General features: G+C 55.3%; 14 protein-coding genes. 4 read left to right on the top strand and 10 right to left on the bottom strand.

The window, feature by feature from the left end:
- Position 1: 1 nt before the first annotated feature.
- From K1558_RS02840 to K1558_RS02805, 8 genes are all read right to left on the bottom strand, one after another.
- Complete coding sequence (locus K1558_RS02840; protein ID WP_238649841.1) at positions 2-1,510, bottom strand: copper amine oxidase N-terminal domain-containing protein; 1,509 nt, start codon at positions 1,508-1,510, stop codon at positions 2-4.
- 92 nt (positions 1,511-1,602) lie between these two features.
- On the bottom strand, positions 1,603-2,271 hold the full coding sequence (locus K1558_RS02835) for a TraX family protein (RefSeq protein WP_238649840.1): 669 nt from the start codon (positions 2,269-2,271) through the stop codon (positions 1,603-1,605).
- Between the two features lie 426 nt (positions 2,272-2,697).
- Positions 2,698-3,861, bottom strand: a complete 1,164-nt coding sequence (mmsB, locus tag K1558_RS02830) for a multiple monosaccharide ABC transporter permease (RefSeq protein ID WP_238649839.1) — start codon at positions 3,859-3,861, stop codon at positions 2,698-2,700.
- Positions 3,862-3,867: 6 nt separating this feature from the next.
- Positions 3,868-5,397, bottom strand: a complete 1,530-nt coding sequence (mmsA, locus tag K1558_RS02825; RefSeq protein WP_238650013.1) for a multiple monosaccharide ABC transporter ATP-binding protein — start codon at positions 5,395-5,397, stop codon at positions 3,868-3,870.
- A gap of 100 nt (positions 5,398-5,497) precedes the next feature.
- Positions 5,498-6,598 carry a multiple monosaccharide ABC transporter substrate-binding protein gene (gene chvE / locus K1558_RS02820; RefSeq protein ID WP_274528334.1) on the bottom strand — a complete coding sequence of 367 codons (1,101 nt, stop codon included), beginning with the start codon at positions 6,596-6,598 and terminating at the stop codon, positions 5,498-5,500.
- Positions 6,599-7,124: 526 nt separating this feature from the next.
- A complete protein-coding gene (locus K1558_RS02815) occupies positions 7,125-8,360 on the bottom strand; it encodes a response regulator (protein WP_238649838.1) in 1,236 nt (411 codons plus the stop codon).
- A 2-nt stretch (positions 8,361-8,362) separates the two neighbouring features.
- Positions 8,363-10,240: a cache domain-containing sensor histidine kinase gene (locus tag K1558_RS02810; protein ID WP_238649837.1), complete on the bottom strand. Its 1,878-nt coding sequence runs from the start codon at positions 10,238-10,240 to the stop codon at positions 8,363-8,365.
- A 33-nt stretch (positions 10,241-10,273) separates the two neighbouring features.
- Entirely contained in the window at positions 10,274-11,287 is a 1,014-nt protein-coding gene (locus K1558_RS02805; RefSeq protein WP_238649836.1) for a substrate-binding domain-containing protein, read from the bottom strand.
- A 227-nt stretch (positions 11,288-11,514) separates the two neighbouring features.
- Here K1558_RS02805 and K1558_RS02800 point away from each other — a divergent pair, with 227 nt between their 5' ends.
- The 4 genes from K1558_RS02800 (at position 11,515) to K1558_RS02785 (ending at position 14,748) form a co-directional block, all read left to right on the top strand.
- Complete coding sequence (locus K1558_RS02800; protein WP_238649835.1) at positions 11,515-11,703, top strand: hypothetical protein; 189 nt, start codon at positions 11,515-11,517, stop codon at positions 11,701-11,703.
- 137 nt (positions 11,704-11,840) lie between these two features.
- On the top strand, positions 11,841-12,752 hold the full coding sequence (locus K1558_RS02795; RefSeq protein WP_238649834.1) for a helix-turn-helix transcriptional regulator: 912 nt from the start codon (positions 11,841-11,843) through the stop codon (positions 12,750-12,752).
- Positions 12,749-13,756 carry a BtrH N-terminal domain-containing protein gene (locus K1558_RS02790; RefSeq protein WP_238649833.1) on the top strand — a complete coding sequence of 336 codons (1,008 nt, stop codon included), beginning with the start codon at positions 12,749-12,751 and terminating at the stop codon, positions 13,754-13,756. The genes K1558_RS02795 and K1558_RS02790 overlap by 4 nt, the downstream gene beginning before the upstream one ends.
- Positions 13,753-14,748: a hypothetical protein gene (locus tag K1558_RS02785; RefSeq protein ID WP_238649832.1), complete on the top strand. Its 996-nt coding sequence runs from the start codon at positions 13,753-13,755 to the stop codon at positions 14,746-14,748. Before K1558_RS02790 ends, K1558_RS02785 begins: the two co-directional genes overlap by 4 nt.
- 45 nt (positions 14,749-14,793) lie before the next feature.
- Here the strand turns inward: K1558_RS02785 and K1558_RS02780 are convergent, their stop codons facing one another.
- Positions 14,794-16,605 (bottom strand): LTA synthase family protein, encoded by a 1,812-nt coding sequence (locus K1558_RS02780; protein ID WP_238649831.1) that lies wholly within the window; start codon positions 16,603-16,605, stop codon positions 14,794-14,796.
- A gap of 354 nt (positions 16,606-16,959) precedes the next feature.
- Positions 16,960-17,952 carry an aldose 1-epimerase gene (locus K1558_RS02775; RefSeq protein ID WP_238650011.1) on the bottom strand — a complete coding sequence of 331 codons (993 nt, stop codon included), beginning with the start codon at positions 17,950-17,952 and terminating at the stop codon, positions 16,960-16,962.
- Between the last annotated feature and the right edge of the window lie 55 nt (positions 17,953-18,007).

The raw sequence follows: 18,007 nt of genomic DNA, 5'->3' as shown, positions 1-18,007 counted from the left end.
CTTAAGGACGGTCGATCCAGATATAACCGTCATCATCGACTTCCACCGTGGCGTGCAGGCCTTGGGCCAGTACGCGCAGCGGTACATAGGCGTCACCGTATTCATCCACGAATACCGCCTTAGGCAGCTTCACAGTCTTCCCGGCAATCACTGCCTGGGCTGAACCGATTTTGAATACAAGCTGATCGCCGTATACATCATCGGTTACCTTGATGGCACGGTTAGGGGCATCCCATTCAACCTTGGCATCCATGTCCTCAGCCACATAACGCAGCGGCACGTAGGTGGTGCCATCTTCCACGATCGGATAATAATAATCATCATCCGGTGCAATCATCAGGCTCTTGGAAGTGATCTTCATCTCATCCTTCAGCATCTTATGCAACGCTGAACCTGATTCGAAGCTTCTCAGGGTCTCACCCGGAGTCATCTCCGGATTGGTGACATCGATAGCTCCTGTTGTAGAGATCGGATCTGCGGTTACAGAACCGTTCACATTCCAGGTCTCCGATGCCAGCTTCATATTAATGCTCTGCAGCGGCATGTCACTGCCGGCTGGGAGGGCAACGTTCAGTTCCATGTTCTGCTTGCGGACATGGAAGCCGCTGTCCACGAAGATATCCACACTCAGCTTCGTATCCTTGCCCAGCACAGTCTTGAGTTCAGGTGTGGATTCGTAGAGGTTCTCGAGCTGCTTGTCATAGACGAGCAGCAGGGCATCCACAGCCAGCTTGGCCGCATCATGCACTACGGTAACTACCCCTTCCTTGTCTTCCAGCGGAATATCACCCAGGCCAATGCTGCTCAGGTCTTCCGCTCTGTCCTTCAGCAGCGGGTACATATAATCGTAGAACCCGCCGATCAGGGCAGTGAAGCCTTCGGTATCCTTGGACACCGCTCTCAGGAAGCTCTTCAGCAATACCGGGAACTCTTCGCCGGTAATCTCCGTATGTAGCTTCGTCAAGCTGGTCTGCTGGCCATATACCGCTTCCGATACGGACGATACATTGATCGCACCCGGATTCGGAAGATTCTTGATCACAAACTGGGAGACCAGCTTGGAGAATTCCATGGTCTTGGCAGGGTCAGCAACTTCCAGGCCAAGCAGCATTTCATTGCTCTCAAGCGGGATATAGAACGGCTGCTTCGCGCCTTCCGCAGTAAAGACCATGTTCTTCTGGTCCATGTAGAGGGAGAACGGAATCTTCAGTTCCTTATAACCGACAACTCCTGTTGCTGAGAGAGTCGCGTTATCCTGCATCTTCACATGACCCAGTGTAAGGGATAAAGAATTAATAAGATCGACAACTTCCTGGTCTTCTGCACTGATGCCTGCTGCCGGTACAGCGCTTAGGGTCATCGTAGTGCTGGATTCCGATGATTTCACATCGATATCCCCAAGCAACGCCTTATTGACATCGAAACCGCCGACGGTCTGGCAGCCGGACAGAATCAGCAGCAGGGCGATAATCGGCACCAGCCATTTGGTTCTTGCTTTCATTTTCTTCATAGCATGTCTCCTCTAGCTCATAATTTGGCAACGTATCCATCATCTCAAAGGAGAGGGGATTTGTAAATACAGCGCAGGAAATCATTAACACCTTACACGCTGAATAAACTCCGCCAATCTATAAATACCCAATCTTCGAACATGAGAAACTTTACCAGAGCAAGAATTGCTAAATGTGCCGGATAAAAGCTCCACCAGACCCAGCGCGGCAGGCGTCTCTTCTCCAGCAGGACCCAGAAGCCAGGTGTCAGCGCGATCAGAATCGTCGGCAGAATACTGGCCAGCTGCACCAGCCAATTATAATAGAAGAGATAGAATACATTCAGCGCCATATGCGCCAGCACCAGCCAGTAGGAACGGGTATACCGGAAGATCAGCACCAGCAGCAGCCCGTAGGCGTTGTAATCCAGCGGCAGCGCATCCGTCAGGAGCACAGCCGCCACCACGACCGGAAGGCCCATCCAGAGCTTGGGCAGCAGATCCAGCACCGTGAGGACAAGCGCAGAGAACAGCAGCGTGAATACCACATTCCAGCCGCCCGGATCAATCGCCAGATTGTACGGGATCTGGGCCAGCACCGCAATCACCAGCAGCCGCCGCAGATAGCGGGGCCGGGAGGACGTATGGATATGCCCTTGCACCAGCGCGTAGCAGTAGATCGGGAAGGCAATTCTCCCCACATATCTCCAGGCCAGCTCACCCGGATAAAAAATCAGGCCGACATGGTCAATCAGCATCGTCAGCATGGCAATAATCTGCATCTGTCTCCTCCTGTTAATTTACGAATTGAACTAATAGTTTTTATGTTTTGGGATTAGCTGTGACTCCAGAGAAGTTTTGGACTTCCGGCCGCTGTTGTATACAGATTTCCTGATTTAATCCGCTATTTGCGGTTGTAATCCGTATACAAAGGCGGACGCTTCCGCTCCTACAGTTCCAAAATTCCCCTCCGCCACTTTCCTTTTAACTCATATTTTTGTTCAATCTATATCGCATAAAATATAAAGCACCTTAGATGCTATTATCCATATCCGGGCCGGATGCTGCAAGTCGCCCGAAGGCAGGCACGCCAAATAACCCCACAAAGCGGGGCTTTAGCGTAGGTGATGACTCAGGTGCTTTGCGGGCCAAAAAGCCGGAGCCGCTCCTGCTTGCGCAGTCCCGGTCCGGCTCTCAAATAAATCCATTCACGCCGTCTTCGACTTGTTATAGATATCAAAGCCCACCGCCAGCAGCAGCACCAGCCCCTTAATGCCCTGCTGCCAGTCAACACCGAGACCGACGAGCGACATCCCGTTGTTCATGACCCCCATGACGAGCCCGCCGATGATGGCGCCGACCACGGTCCCGATGCCCCCGGAGGCCGAGGCTCCGCCGATGAAGCAGGCGGCGATGGCATCCAGCTCGAAGTTGGTGCCGGCCTTGGGCGTCGCCGAGTTCAGGCGTGCTGCGAAGACCAGACCGGACAAGGCCGCCAGTACCCCCATGTTGACGAATACCCAGAAGGTCACACGTTTGGTTTTGACGCCGGAGAGGCTTGCTGCCTTCTCATTGCCGCCCAGTGCGTAGATATGCCGCCCCATCGTCATATGGTTCATCACGAAGGAGTAGATCACGATCAGCACCAGCAGGATCACCAGAATGTTCGGAATCCCGTTATATTGGGCCAGCACATAAGTGAACAGGTTAATGACAATTACGAGCGCGGCCGCCTTGGCTACCGACATCCAGACCGGAGACTGGTCAAAGCCGTATTTCACCGTAATCCGGCGGCTGCGGATTTCCTGATAGATCACCAGCAGCGACAGCACAACACCGATAATTAGCGTAAGCAGGTTCATTGAGCCGCCGCTGGCAATATCGGGAATGAAGCCGGAGCTGATCTTCTGAAAAGACTTCGGAAACGGGGCAATGGACTGCCCGTTCAGAACGATCATCGTCAGGCCGCGGAACAGCAGCATCCCCGCCAGGGTGACGATGAACGCCGGGATTTTGATATAAGCGACCCAGAAGCCCTGCCAGGCTCCGACCAGCGCGCCCATCAGCAGCGAGATTACTACCGCCAGTACCGGATTCATCTCCATATCGACCATCATGATCGCCGACAGCGCGCCGATGAAGGCGGCCACCGAGCCGACCGACAGGTCGATATGCCCGGTGATGATGACCAGCACCATCCCGATCGCCAGTACCAGAATATAGCTGTTCTGCAGGATCAGGTTGGTGACGTTCAGCGGCTTCAGCAGAATGCCGTCCGTCAGAATCTGAAAGAATACAGAGATAAAGATCAGGGCAATGATCATGCCGTATTGGCGGATATTTTTTTTGAACAATTCACTAATGGCTTCCATGCGGTGTTACCCCCTGCTTCGTGTCATAAATTTCATTAGTAGCTCCTGCGACGCATCCTTCCGCTCCACTTCCCCGCTGATCCGCCCCTCGCACATGGTGTAGATCCGGTCGCACATCCCGATAATCTCCGGCAGCTCGGAGGAGATCACCAGCACGCCCTTGCCCTGTGCCGCCAGATTGTTGATTATCGAGTAGATTTCATATTTGGCCCCGACGTCAATTCCGCGCGTAGGCTCATCCAGGATCAGTACATCCGGCCCGGCGTAGATCCATTTGCTGAGCACTACCTTCTGCTGGTTGCCGCCGCTGAGGTTGACTGTCTTTTGCAGGATGCTGGGGGTCTTAATATTCAGCTTCCTGCGGTATTCCTCCGCGACCAGCACTTCTTCGTTCTCATTGATAACCCCCCGGCGGGACAGCTTGTTCAGGCTGCTCAGCGAGATGTTCCGCTTGATATCGTCGATCAGGATCAGTCCGTAATGCTTGCGGTCCTCGGTGACGTAGGCCAGTCCATGCTCTATCGCCTGGGTGATGTTGTTCAGGTGCACCTCCTTGCCGTGCATGAACGTCTGCCCGCTGATCCGCCGGCCGTATGATTTGCCGAATACACTCATCGCCAGCTCCGTGCGCCCCGCACCCATCAGCCCGGCAATCCCGACGACCTCGCCGCGCCGGATGTGGAGGTTGATCCCGTCCAGCATTTTGCGGTCCGCCTGCGTGGGATGGTACACCTCCCAGTCCCGGATCTCGAAGATCGTATCGCCCAGCTCCGGTGTACGCTCCGGGTAGCGGTTCGTCAGATCCCGCCCGACCATACCTTTGATAATGACATCCTCCGTTACCGCATCCTGCTTCATATCCAGGGTCTTGATCGTCTGTCCGTCCCGCAGAATCGTAACTGAATCCGCTATCTTCTCGATTTCGTTCAATTTGTGGGAAATGATAATTGAAGATATTCCCCGCCGCTTCAGCTCCAGGATCAGATCCAGCAGGTTCTCGCTGTCATTCTCATTCAGCGCCGCCGTCGGCTCGTCGAGAATCAGCAGCTTCACCTCCTTCGAGAGCGCCTTCGCAATCTCTACCAGCTGCTGCTTGCCGACACCGATGGAAGATACTCCGGTAAACGGCGACTCCTTGAGGCCGACGGTAGCCAGCAGCTCCTTGGTCTTCACCGTCGTCTCGTGCCAGTTGATCACCCCGCGCTTCGCCTGCTCATTGCCGAGGAAGATGTTCTCCGAAATCGACAGATACGGAATCAGGGCCAGCTCCTGATGAATAATGACAATTCCCAGGCCCTCGCTGTCCTTGATATCCTTGAACTGGCAGACCTGCCCCTGGTACAGGATATCTCCTTCATACGTTCCATGCGGATACACACCGCTCAGCACCTTCATCAGCGTGGATTTGCCCGCCCCGTTCTCCCCGCAGAGAGCGTGAATCTCGCCCGCCTTCACCTTCAGATGGACATCCGAGAGCGCTTTAACCCCGGGGAAGGTCTTCGTAATGCCTCTCATCTCCAAAATAAATTCGCTCATATCTCCCACCCAGCTTTCCTTGTGACTGTGCAGCGGCTGTTCCGGCGGCAGCCCTGATTCAGAACTGCCGCCGGATTGCCGCCATCCCGCTGCCCGGATGCTATTGTCCAAGCTGCTCCTTGGTATAGTAGCCGCCCTCTACCAGCACCTTATCCACGTTACTTGCGTCCACAGACACCGGCTCCAGCAGGTAGGACGGGACGATTTTGACCCCGTTGTCGTAGGTAGTGGTGTCATTGACTTCGGCTTCCGTTCCGTTCAGCACGCTCTCCGTCATCTGCACTGCCTTCTTGGCCAGCTCGCGGGTATCCTTGAATACCGTCTGCGTCTGCTCTCCGGCCAGGATCGATTTCACGGAGGCCAGCTCGGCATCCTGCCCGGTCACGACCGGAAGCGGCTTGTCGCCGGAACCGTAGCCTACGCCCTTCAATGAGGAGAGAATGCCAATGCTGATCCCGTCGTACGGAGACAGAACCGCATCGAGATGCTCACCTGCATAATTCGCGCTCAGCAGATTATCCATCCGCGCCTGAGCCGCCGCACCGTCCCAGCGCAGAGTTGCTACCTGGTCCATTGTCATCTGATTGCTGCGGACGACCAGCTTGCCGGATTCGATATATTTCTTCAGGATGGACATCGCCCCGTCGAAGAAGAAGTAGGCGTTGTTGTCATCCGGCGAGCCCCCGAACAGCTCGATGTTGAACGGCCCTTTGCCGTCCTTCAGGCCAAGCTTCTCCTCAATGTACGAGCCCTGCAGCACACCCACCTTGAAATTGTCGAAGGTTGCGTAGTAATCTACGTATTCACTTTTTTTGATCAGACGGTCGTAGGCAATTACCTTGACATTCGCGTCATGGGCCTTTTGCAGTACATCCGTTAGCGCCTCTCCGTCGATGGAAGCGATAACAATTGCTTTCGCGCCTTTGGTGATCATGTTCTCGATCTGGGAGACCTGGTTCTCGACGACATCCTCGGCATATTGCAGATCCGTCGTGTACCCCAGCTTCTCGAATTCCTTCTTCATGTTGTTGCCGTCATTCACCCAGCGCTCCGACGATTTCGTCGGCATCGCAAGCCCAACCTTACCCTTGCCCCCATCCCCGCTGCCCCCGGAAGCATTCCCGTTCCCGTCACCACCACATGCAGACAAAATAATTACCATTGTTAGCAGAAGCGACAAGATTACTGAATAGCGTTTCATTCCTGCACAACCCCCTGTATCCTACTGTTGGCTCCACGGGTATTCCCGTGTGACAAACCGAGTATAGCAGCAGAAGGCGCAGGGTGTATTTACACTCAGTCTACTGTTTTTGTGAAAATATAACTTATGTGCGGCGGAAGGGGCATCCTGCGCAAAGTGCACATTTAGCTCATGACCCCCATACACGCCCATGCCCCCATTCCGCTTGTGGGGGCCGGATGTAATCGGTTTTTCGATTACATTTGCTCATTTGCCCACGCGGCTACCGAATGTGGTCGGTTTTTCGATTACATTTGCTCATTTACCCACGTGACAGCCGAATGTGGTCGGTTTTTCGATTACATTTCCACATTTGCCCACTCGGCTACCGAATGTGGTCGGTTTTTCGATTACATTTGCTCATGTGGCTTATTAGCCATTAAAAACACCTGCAGCCGATTGGCCACAGGCGCTTCACAAACAGTTCTCGGCGGATTTACCTTTGATTGACTGGTAAACCCGCCTCCCTAGCTATAGTGATATTTCCCTATTGTCCACCTTCCTTGCTACCACCGTCTGCCCCAGGCATAACACCCTTACGGAACTGCAGCGGCGAGACGCCGGTATGCTTCTTGAAGGCTGCGCTGAAATAATGCTGCGTCTCATATCCCGACTGCTCTGCGACCTCGCTGATGCTCAGGTTCGTAGCGTGCAATAGCTGTGCGGCCCGCCGGATGCGGGTCTGTGTCAGGAAGGAGCCGAAGGACTCGCCCAGCTCCTGCTTGAACAGGCGGCTCAGGTAGACCGGAGAAGCCTGGAGCAGGCTGGCTGTCCCCTCCAGCGTAAGCCCGCACTCGCTATAGTGCTCCTGGATATGCTGCTTCGCCCGGCGGACAAGCGGGGACAGCGGCTGCTCCTTGGCCAGTGCCACCCGGCAGCTGCGGTAGGCGGCAGGCAGCTCTGTAAGATCACCCTCCACATGGCGCAGTCCGGCTTCGACTGCGATCTTTAGCGTGCTGCGCACCGCCTCCTCTACTCCGGCCAGCGCCCGCTCCCCCTCAGCGTCCCACAGGAGGATGACAATCAGGCCGGCCGTGTCTCGGAAAATCACCCGGGAATACGGCTCCAGCAGCTCTGCAGCAATGTTCTCGATGGCGAACAGGAAGAGCTGCCGTTCCGTTTCCTTCATACGCGGATGGCTCCCTTCCCATCTCCAGCGGATGATGCCTAGCAGGTCCGGCCGCCGGGCCGGGAGCTGCAGGAACAGCAGCTGCTCCCGGATCTCCGCCCCGCTCAGGTTCCCGTCCAGCCACTCCTGGCAGAAGCGCTCGCGCAGCAGCGGGAAATTCTTTTGCAGATGCCGTGAAGATTGCTCCAGTTGCAGGTTCTGCCGCTGCTCCGACTCCAGCGCCTCGCGGACACCCCGCAGCACCTGCATCAGCTGCTTGGGCTCCGCCGGTTTAAGGATGTAATCATTCACCTGCAGGCGGATGGATTCCTGGGCATAGACGAATTCATCGTGGCCGGTGATGACAATGATTTTGCAGCCGGGCAGCTTCTCCCTCAGCCGCTTCATCAGCTCCATGCCATGCATAATCGGCATATTGAGATCGACCAGCGCGATATGGACAGCCTGCGCAACCGCCAGCTCCAGCGCCTCCTCCCCGTCTTCAGCTTCAGCGGCCACCTCCATGCTAAGGCTCTCCCAGTCCACGCATTGCCGGATGCCCTCACGGATAATCCCCTCATCATCAGCAATCAATACTCTCCATTTCTCCAGCACAATTATCCTCCTCTTCCCGCATACTTAACCGGCATATTGTCCCGGACTACCGGGTGACGGACCGTGACTACAGTTCCTTTGCCGGGTTCACTCTCAATCTCAAGGCCGTAGGGCTCTCCATAGGTCAGTCTGATCCGCTCCTGCACGTTCAAGATGCCATATCCGCTTCCTGAAGCGCTCTGCACCAGAGTCTCCGGCTCGGCAGGCTCCGGTTCATGTGTCCCCACCGCTGCCAGCCGCTGTTTTAGCTCCCGGAGCCGGTCTGCGGGAATTCCCGCGCCATCATCGGTTACCGTAAGGTAGAGTATATTTCCCCGTTCTGTGACCTGTATGACGAGGTGTCCAGGACCGCGCCGCTCCTTAATCCCGTGATAGATAGCATTCTCCACCATCGGCTGCAGCAGCAGCTTCAGCACGTACAGCTCCTGGAGCTGAGGCTCCACTTCAATCGAATAGGTTAGCTTGCTGCTGTAGCGCACATGCTGAATTTTCAGATAGCTGCGGATATGCTCCAGCTCATCGAATAGTGTAATGATATCGCTGCCCTTGCTCAGTCCAAGCCGGAACAGCTTCGAGAGGGACTGCACGACCTCGGCAATATCCTCCGCGCCCTTGCTGCGGGCCATCCAGTGGATGGTATCCAGCGTATTGTAGAGAAAATGCGGCTTGATATGCGCCTGCAGGCTGCGCAGCTCGGCCTCCCGCTTCTGCCGCGCCTGCAGCTCTGTCAGCGATAGCAGCCGCCCGATCTGGGCCAGCATCGTATTGAAGCTGCGGCCGAGCAGTCCGATCTCATCGGAGCGGTTCCCCCAGTAGCGGATAGTCAAATCGCCGGATTGTGCCTTGCTCATAAACGAGGCCAGTTGTCCGATCGGACGGGAGATGGAATGCGCCAGATAGAACGATGCCGTCATGCCCAGCATACAGACCACGAACACGAAGGTGACAACATTGAACGTAATCTCCCTCACGCCATAAGCAGACTCATCCATCGGGAACACCCCCATCGTGGTCCAGCCGGTGAAGGGCGAAGTCCGGTAGATGAGCTGCAGCCGCCGGCCGTCCACCGTCTCCGAGGTGATTCCGGAAGGCTCGGTGAACAAGCCCGCCGGAATCTTGCGCAGCAGAGGATGCTGAGGGGCATAGATCAGCTCGCCATTGTTATCTACTACGGTGAGATAACCGGTTTTGCCGAGCGTAACATCCCGGGCTGTCTCTGCAATTACCCGCAGCTTCAGGTCCACCAGCACCACGCCCTGTACAACCTGTGTCTCGGGATTCACAATGGCTCTTACCGCAGACACTACCTCGCTCTCCTTGTAATCGGCATGAGACCTGACCGCCCGGCCGTAAGGATGGCCGACAATCAGGAAGATGCCTTTATTCTCCACAGCTTGCTTGTACCAGGATTCTTCGGTAAGCCGGGCGCCGGAGCGGGCATACATCTCATTGCTGATGAACTCCCCTTCACGGTTAACCAGCATAATCCCGGCGATCTCGGAGCTGAGTGTCGTGAAGCCCTGCAGGAACTTGCGGATATTGTACTCTGCCGATTCACCATTGCCCGCTGCCGGACCCGGCTGTACAGTATTGCCCCCGCCCTTCAAAAACGCCTGTACCCCCGTATCGAAGGAAATCAGGTAGGTAATCTTCTGCAGATTCTCCACATCGCTCTCAATGGCCGTATTCACCTTGCGGATAAGCTGCATCGTATTCTCGTTGCTCTGCTCCTCCACGATCCGGTCCACTGTCCAGCCGATCAGGAGGCCCAGCCCGATGGCAGGCAGAATGCTGATCAGCAAAAAGTGAATAATCAGCTTATAGCGGATCGGCATATTATTGAGCTTCAGCTTCTCCATGTTCCCGCTGACCCTGCGCATCACTGGTTCCCCCTCTGCGGCATTCGCAAGCTGCTATTTGGCATAATAATTCTCCACGTTCTGCCGTGTGACCACATCAATTCCGGTATCTACCGAATCGGGGACAGGCAGGGGCTTGTTATTGGCATAGGCCTCAGGGTCCGCGGCCAGATCACGGTGCAGATGGAACAGCTCGGTCAACGACCAGTAGCCCATATTCCAGGTTCCCTGAGCCATGGTAGCGGCAATCTTGCCCTGCTTCACCAGATCAAGCGTGCCTTTGTCTGTGTCGAAGCTGATAATCTGCGGGGCCTGACCGCCCCTGCGCACAGCATCAACAGCCTCCGCCACCCCGATACCGCCGTTGGACTCTGTTGCGAAAATTCCGGCAAGCTGCGGATAGCCATCCAGCAGCTGCTCGGCGGCTTCTCTGGACGCCACCTGATCTCCCCGTCCGTCCTTAACAGCCACCAGCTTCATCTGCGGATATTGACTGCGGATCGTATCAGTGAAGCCATCTGTCCGCTCCTGGTGATTATGCTGATCCGGTGTAGTAATAATGGCGACCTCCCCTGTGCCGCCGGTCAGCTCAGCCATTTTGTGCGCCGCCTGGATTCCCGCCTTATAATTATCCGTCCCCAGGAACGAATACGCCTTGCTGTCCGGCGCTCCCGAATCAAACAGCACCACCGGTATTCCGCTCTCCACCGCCTTGTTGATCGTTGCGGTGAGCAGCTTGGAATTCACAGCCGAAATCGCAATGCCCGCCGGCTTCTTGGCGATGGTCTGCTCCAGCACGGTCATCTGCTCGCTTGCATTATGCTGGGTCGAGCCATGATACTCGACAGAGACATTAAGCTCCTCGGCTGCATCCTCGAAGCCCTTCAGCACGCTTTTCCAATAGTCAATGCCAAGCTGGAACGTGACCATCACATATTTGTCTTCGATATTCCCGCGGAGTCCGGCGGTCTCCCACGGGTCTGCCGATTCACTCTGCTGTTTGTAATTCAACACATAGATCACAAAAATACCAATCAGCAACACATAGACCAGCCAGAGTTTTTTCATCCTTGTAACCCCTTTCAAAACATGAAATTCTACAGCCTTACCCAGCTTCTTCCACAACACCCAGTCTAGTCTAATCTCAGGGATACCTTTTCGTCAATTAGCCTTTGAACCCGGTCCGGGTTGTAGCCTTCGCCTCAGGATCATCATCTGCTGCGACATTTTATGTCGTATCAGCTCCTATATACTGGACAAGTACTAACAAATCACTTGAAATGAGGATTACAAGCATGCCAAAAACCAAACGCGGACGGGTACTCTGGACCCTTCCATCCCGTGGACGCGGCACCTGCCCGGTCTGCGGTTCCACCCGAATCAAGCTGCTCTATACCAAAATAAAATCCGACGGCACCGCCCTGAAGGTCTGTAAGCGTTGCGACAAGGCTGCGCAGGTTAGAGTGGACGCAGCAACCCGGTAAAATGACGCAAGGATGCCCCTGCTTCATGCTTCACGCGTGGATGCAGGAGCATCCTTGTCTCTTTTGCGGGCGGTCACTCTGGCCTTAAAAGTCATCAGCCGGTATACTGGAGGCTGACAGAAAGGAGCGGAAGCAGCATGAGCCATATTCACCGGATTCAGTGGTTTGACCAGCAGATCCGCCAGCTGGCGTACCCGAACAGCAGCAAGCTGGCCGAGCAGTTCGAGATTTCCCGGCGCCAAGCCCAGCGGGATATTGAATACCTGGCGGAATCGCTGCGGGCTCCGCTCCGGTATGTGGCGAAGCAGCGCGGTTATATCTATGAGGATAACAGCTTCGTACTCCCCCATCTCTACATCACCGACGAGGAACAGCGGGTGCTGAAATACTTGGCTTACCGTTACAGCCATTATGATTATGAGAACGCCCAGTCGATCCGCAAGGTCGGAGGTCTGCTGGAGCGGTTCACCGAACAGCCTCTTGCAGACCGGGAGCTGAAGCTGCCAGTCTTTGAAGTGAATCCCCACCGCCTGCAGGTCATGGAGATGCTGGAGCAGGCGATCCGGGCCCGCAGGGTGCTCCACGTTCTCTACCGGCACGGCCAGGACACACCGCAGGAGCTGTATCTCTGTCCCTTGCAGCTGAGCCGGCGGGTAGAGGATGATTATCTGGTGGCTGCTGTGGAGGGAGACGGACGGAGTGAATATTACAGCCTGTCCGGCATCCGCCAGCTAACGCTGACCGGCAGGGTCTTCCTCCCTGGAGAGGATGGCCCCAAAGCACCAGTGGAGCCGGCCAGACCCTTGAAGCCATTCACGGCGAGAATCCGTATGAACAGTGTGCCTCAGGACAGCTCATGGGACGGTTACAAGCTCCGCGCCGCCGAGGATGTCTATGAGGTAGATTTTTATGAACCCAGCGCGTTCATCGCACATTTACTCCGCGAAGAGTGGATTGCTATCCTGGCCCCCAAATGGCTGAAGGACAGGCTCCGCAGCATCTGTGAGGCAACGTTGAAACGGCTGGAGGAACAGGAGAATGAACAGTGAGCAAGCGATCAGGCGTAATTCTTGACGTTCAGATGAAGCGTGAATCCAAATCTTTTACCGACGCGCTCTATGCCGTAACGACTGCCGCCGGGTTATTTGAGGGTCCAAAATTCATGCTCTCCGGCCTAAGCAGCATGGCCTTCAAATTCACCGTACATGAGAAGCTCCTTCCCATGTCGGTTACAGCTTACGGGCAGTGGGGCACGGAGCATCGCCGGGCTGTCGATAATCTAGGAATCTTCTTGCTGGATGACGGAGGGAGAACCAGACATGATTCCTTCGGGGAGTATCAGCGCATCGCTGTTGAGGGTGTCAAGCAGAGTCTGGACCGCGGTCTGGCCTGCATCTACTGGATACCCGAATTCGGTGTGATTCATGGTTATGATGAGGACGACCAGGTGTTCTATGTACAGGATGGCTGGTCCGGCGAGACGCAAATTGTGCTGTATGATAACTTCGGCCTTAACTTTACGCCCTTCTGGGACTGTGTGTTTGTCGGAGAGCGGGTGGAGATTCCGCTGCAGGATGCTGTACTCGAATCGCTGCGGCTTGCGCTGGAGGATTGGGAGACTCCCCACAAGACACTTCCTGACGTAAGCCTCGGCTCAGGCCGCTTGGCCTACACGTTCCTTACCCGTGCGCTTCAGCAGGGCGGATTCGACAGCTTCGGCGCTGTCTATATCCTTGAATCCTACCAGACTTCACGGATCGAGATCTCCGCTTATCTGCGGGAGGTTCAGTCCGTGTTGCCGGGGCTTAAGGAGGTCAGCCGCTTGTATGACAAGCTGGCGGAGGAGCTGGCCGGTCCGCTGGCTGCTGCAATCCGGGAAGAGAATGGCAGCAAGGCACTGAACCAGGAACAGATAGCCCCCCTGTGTGCTGCTCTGGAGAAGGCATTGGAGCTGGAGGAGCAGGCCATGGGGCGGGTTAAAATAATCTCCGGACAGTACCCGGACCTTAAGCGGTCCACACTGCCAAGATGGGGGGTGCATACCGCACGATGAATGACCATTATAGCAAGCACGCTGCGGCCGCTTTGGAGCATCCGCGTGTGCCGCTTTATTTTGCCCATGCCATGCACCAGGTCCTGTCGGCCAAAGGCTGGTTCACGCTGAGGAGGCCCATGCTGGCTGGAATGACGGCCTTGTGCTTCCGCATGTCCGTGCACAGACAGCTTCACCCGGATTCGGCTACGGCATATAACTGGGCGGCTGAACATTACGTAGCGGCAGATCTGATCGGCATTATCGCCAGCCAGGGTGCAGGCTTTAACTTCAGCCCCACCTTCCCTCTCTATCAGAAGCAGGCCATTGCTGAAATCCGCAGATCCCTTGAGCAAGGCACCGGTGTGGTCTGCTGGAAGGACCGTTTCGTGGTGATTACCCGCTGTGATGATGAGCGGCAGCTGTTCTTTTATAAGGAAGAGGCTTCTGCCCCGGAGCGGGAGCTGCCTTACGATCAGTTCGGGAGGAATGAATCTCCGTATTGGTACGGCCAGATCTATGAAGGCCAGATCCGCAAGGATATCGTTCAGGTGATCAGAGAATCCTTCATACAGGCGGTGTACAAGGCAGAGGTCCATGATCTGATGCTGCCGGAAGCGCAATATGCCTGCGGTCTTAAAGCGTATGATGCTATGCTGCAAGCCCTGGCGGGCAAGACCTACGATGCTGCCGGAGTCTATGAAACTCTACTCTTCTATGCGGGGTTGAAACAGGACGCTGCGGCCTACGCAAGGGAAGCCAGCCAGTATTGGCCAGAAGCTGAGGGCGTTGCAGAACATTATGCAGCTCTGGCTGCTGTATATAATGAGATTACCGGCACTCTAATCCAAAAACCTGTACAAGCTCCAGAGTCTCCTTGTTCCATTGATGAAGAATCCCTGCTTCCGCTCCTGCGGGAAGCACAGCGTATCGAGACCGCAGCGATCCAGTCCATCCGCCTGCTGCTCCGTGAGCCGATCGAGAACCGCTTCCATGATGTGGGACTTCGCTGACCTCCTGACCTCTCAAGCGTAAGGTCAGACCATCACAGGTGCATATTAGAACATCAGCGAATCTGCATATTGCTCCCCTTCGAGCAGATCATATTGAATCAGGCGGTAATCATCCAGCAGCGTCTGCTGCTCCGAAGTCAGCTCCTTCAGGATTCCGCTGTCACCCGGCCCGATCAGCACCTGCTTACTCAGACCCGGAATGGCTTCCCGCACCTGTTCCAGCAGCTTATAATAGGCGGGCAGGCTCTGACCTGACAGCTTGAACACGGCAGGACCCAGGAAGGCTGGGCTCAGGCTGCCTAGCGGCTCTTTTCCAATGTCGAAGTTCGCCAGAATCATGAGCTGTGTTTCATGCTTCAGCCGCGGCTGCTGGTCCCAGCCTGCCTCCGTATAGATTCCCGCAGACAATGCAGGCAGGTGGTCTCCCCAGAAGACGGCAATGGTCGGGCGCTTGACTGTCAACAACTCCTGCTGCAGGTATGCCAGCGCCTCATCCGTCAACTTGGCATCCTGCATATAGGTTTCCAGCTCATCCTTCTGTTCCGGCAGTGCGCCTTCTACCGAGATCGTATTCGGTCCGTTCAGCCCTTTGGTGAACGGGAAGTGATTCTGCATCGTCACCAGATGCAGGAATGCAGGGCCGGAGGCGGCCTTGAGCTGACCGACTGCCTCATCAACTGCGGCCTTATCCGAGATGTAACCATCCGGGCTCAGGCGGCCAGCATCCGGCAGGTCCCTCTCACTGGTGAAGCGGTCGAAGCCGAGCATCGGATAGACACGGTTGCGGTTGTAAAAGGTCTCGTCGAACGGATGCAGCGCCAGTGCTTCATAGCCTCTGGATTTCAGAATACTGACGATGGACGGCAGGGAGGACATTTTGACCAGCCGCTGCTGATAAGGAATCGTTCCATCCCCCAGGAAATACATCGACAGCCCCGTCAGGGCTTCAAATTCTACATTGGCTGTATTGCCCCCGAATTCAGGGGACAGCAAATAACCGGACGGGGTCTGCTCCGCCGCCCCGTGAATGAACTTCAGCGGATCTTCGCTCAGGGTGTACCCCGGCAGACGTGTGGGGTCGAAGAAGGCCTCATTCATTATAAACAGAATATTAGGCTGTTCCCCTGACCCGGCCGCAGCCGCTTCATCCGGCACAGCCTTATATTTGGCCGCCACTGCTTCCACCGCCTCGCGGCTGTAGCCTGCCGGCTTCTCCATCAGGCTCTGCCGCAGATTCCCGGCGAAGGCGTAGACGAATCCGTTCTGTGTATAATTCACCTTCTGGTTCCAGAAGATGTTCTGGTAATTCATCGCCGTCACCACCGGAGATTGGCTGCTGACCAGCACAAGGAAATATGCGCCAAGTCCTACAGATATTCCGCCCAGAACAGCACGCAACGGGAAGCTGATCCGGTTCTTCGGCAGCTTAATGATCAGATAGACCAGACCGGCTACCAGCAGAGCAGCAACAATAATAGCAAGCGGTGAGATTATGCCGCTGGTAATCTTACTCATCCCTTCGGCATTCTTCAGCACCATCAGGTCCCATGGGAACAGCGGCTCTCCCCGTGTCGCCAGCTTCTGATCACTGGCAATGCCAAGCAGCACGAACAAGGCGGAGACCAGCGCCGGTCCCGCATAAGCATTCGGCACAATCACGGAGCTTAGAAGCAGGATGAAGAAAATGAACAAGCTTCCACTCAGGTATAGCAACGGATTGGCGCCAATCCACTCCAGGGCTTTAGCCAGCTCCATACGGAACGTAGCCGCCTGCAGGAAGAAATTCAGCCCAAACCCAACAACCAGCAATACCATCAATAAATACGATAAACGCTTGGTAGGCAATAATCGCGACAACTAAATCCACTCCTAAACTAACTGTTAAAGGAGTAGTATACGCCTTTTAGCTTAAAACCGCCTTAAAATTCAGCATCTAATACCGTAAAAAAGAGAGCAGCATCAACGCTGCTCTCTTTGCTCTTCCTACTCCCATCCCAGCGGGATAGAGTGGAGTTGTAATATACACTTAGGGTAGAAGTGGCGGAAGAGAAGTTTGAACTGTAGGAGCGATAGCGTTCGCCTTTAGGTTTGTATTTCTACTGCGAATAGCAGCTTAGATCAGGAAATACAAACCTAACAGCGACCGGAAGTCAAACATTCTCTGCAGTCACAGCTGACCCTAAGCGGGCTGTACAGATTCGAGCAAATCCCCTACTTCACGTATAGCCGGCTGCTCTCCTCCCAATACTCACCCGGCTCCAGACCGAACAATCCGATCTCATCTGCAGGCAGGTCAACCTTTGGCGCATTCACCAGGTTAATCTGCGGCTCAGGGCAGAAGAAGCCCTCGGTCGCGCCGTTGTTCCAGATCATCCACTGCTTGTAGGAAGTACCCACATCATATACGAGGGTAACCCCGGCCTTGCTGTCGGTCAGCTCCATCCGGTTGCGGCCATTCTGGGCGGCAGCGGTATAATGGTTGTCCATCGAGGCATAGAACGGATATACACCGTCCGCTTTCATCGCCAGCTCATCTGCAGTCAGCTCCTGGAACTTGCCGGTCGGCAGCATCCGGTCGCTCAGCTCCCAGCGGTCCCCGATAGTCAGCTTAACACGGTAATCCTGAGCGGTGCTGCCCGGTGCAAACGGTGCATTCACAGCCGTATGGAACGCGAGCAGACAAGGCATCCGTACCTCACCATCGTTGTGAACCAGCAATTGCTGGGACAGGCCGGCTTCACCGAGCGTATAGCGCAGCTTGACGGTATACTTGAACGGCAGATATTGATAGGACGGATGGTTCTCATCCACCTTGATGGCTACGGTGACGAAGCTTTCGCTTGTGCCGCTGCCGAATTCTTCTACTTCCCAGGCAGCTGTATGTAGGAAGCCGTGCAGATGGTTCCCGGTAGCCGGTTCATTGACCGGCAGCTGATAGACTTTACCGTCCCAAGGGAATTCTCCATCCTCATAGCGGTTAGGCGGGAATAATACCGGAATGCCGTGAATGCCTGGATTGACTTTGAACGCTTCCATCTCTTCCGCGCCGGGCTCGTGCAGGAAACGGTAACCGCTCTCAGTATCACGGAAGCAGATCAGGTTGCCCCCGATGCCGGGGAGGATAGCTGCCTCATAACGTCCGGCCTTCAGCCAGACCGCTGCTTCTCCCTCATAGTGTCCTTCAAAAGCTGTAATCGATGCCATTACAATAATCTCCTTCCATAGGTTCAAAATGACTCTCTCCTAGATAGAGTACCAC

The organism is Paenibacillus piscarius (assembly GCF_022234545.1).
GTDB lineage: Bacteria > Bacillota > Bacilli > Paenibacillales > Paenibacillaceae > Paenibacillus_AQ > Paenibacillus_AQ piscarius.
This window is presented reverse-complemented; position numbering and strand designations above follow the sequence as displayed.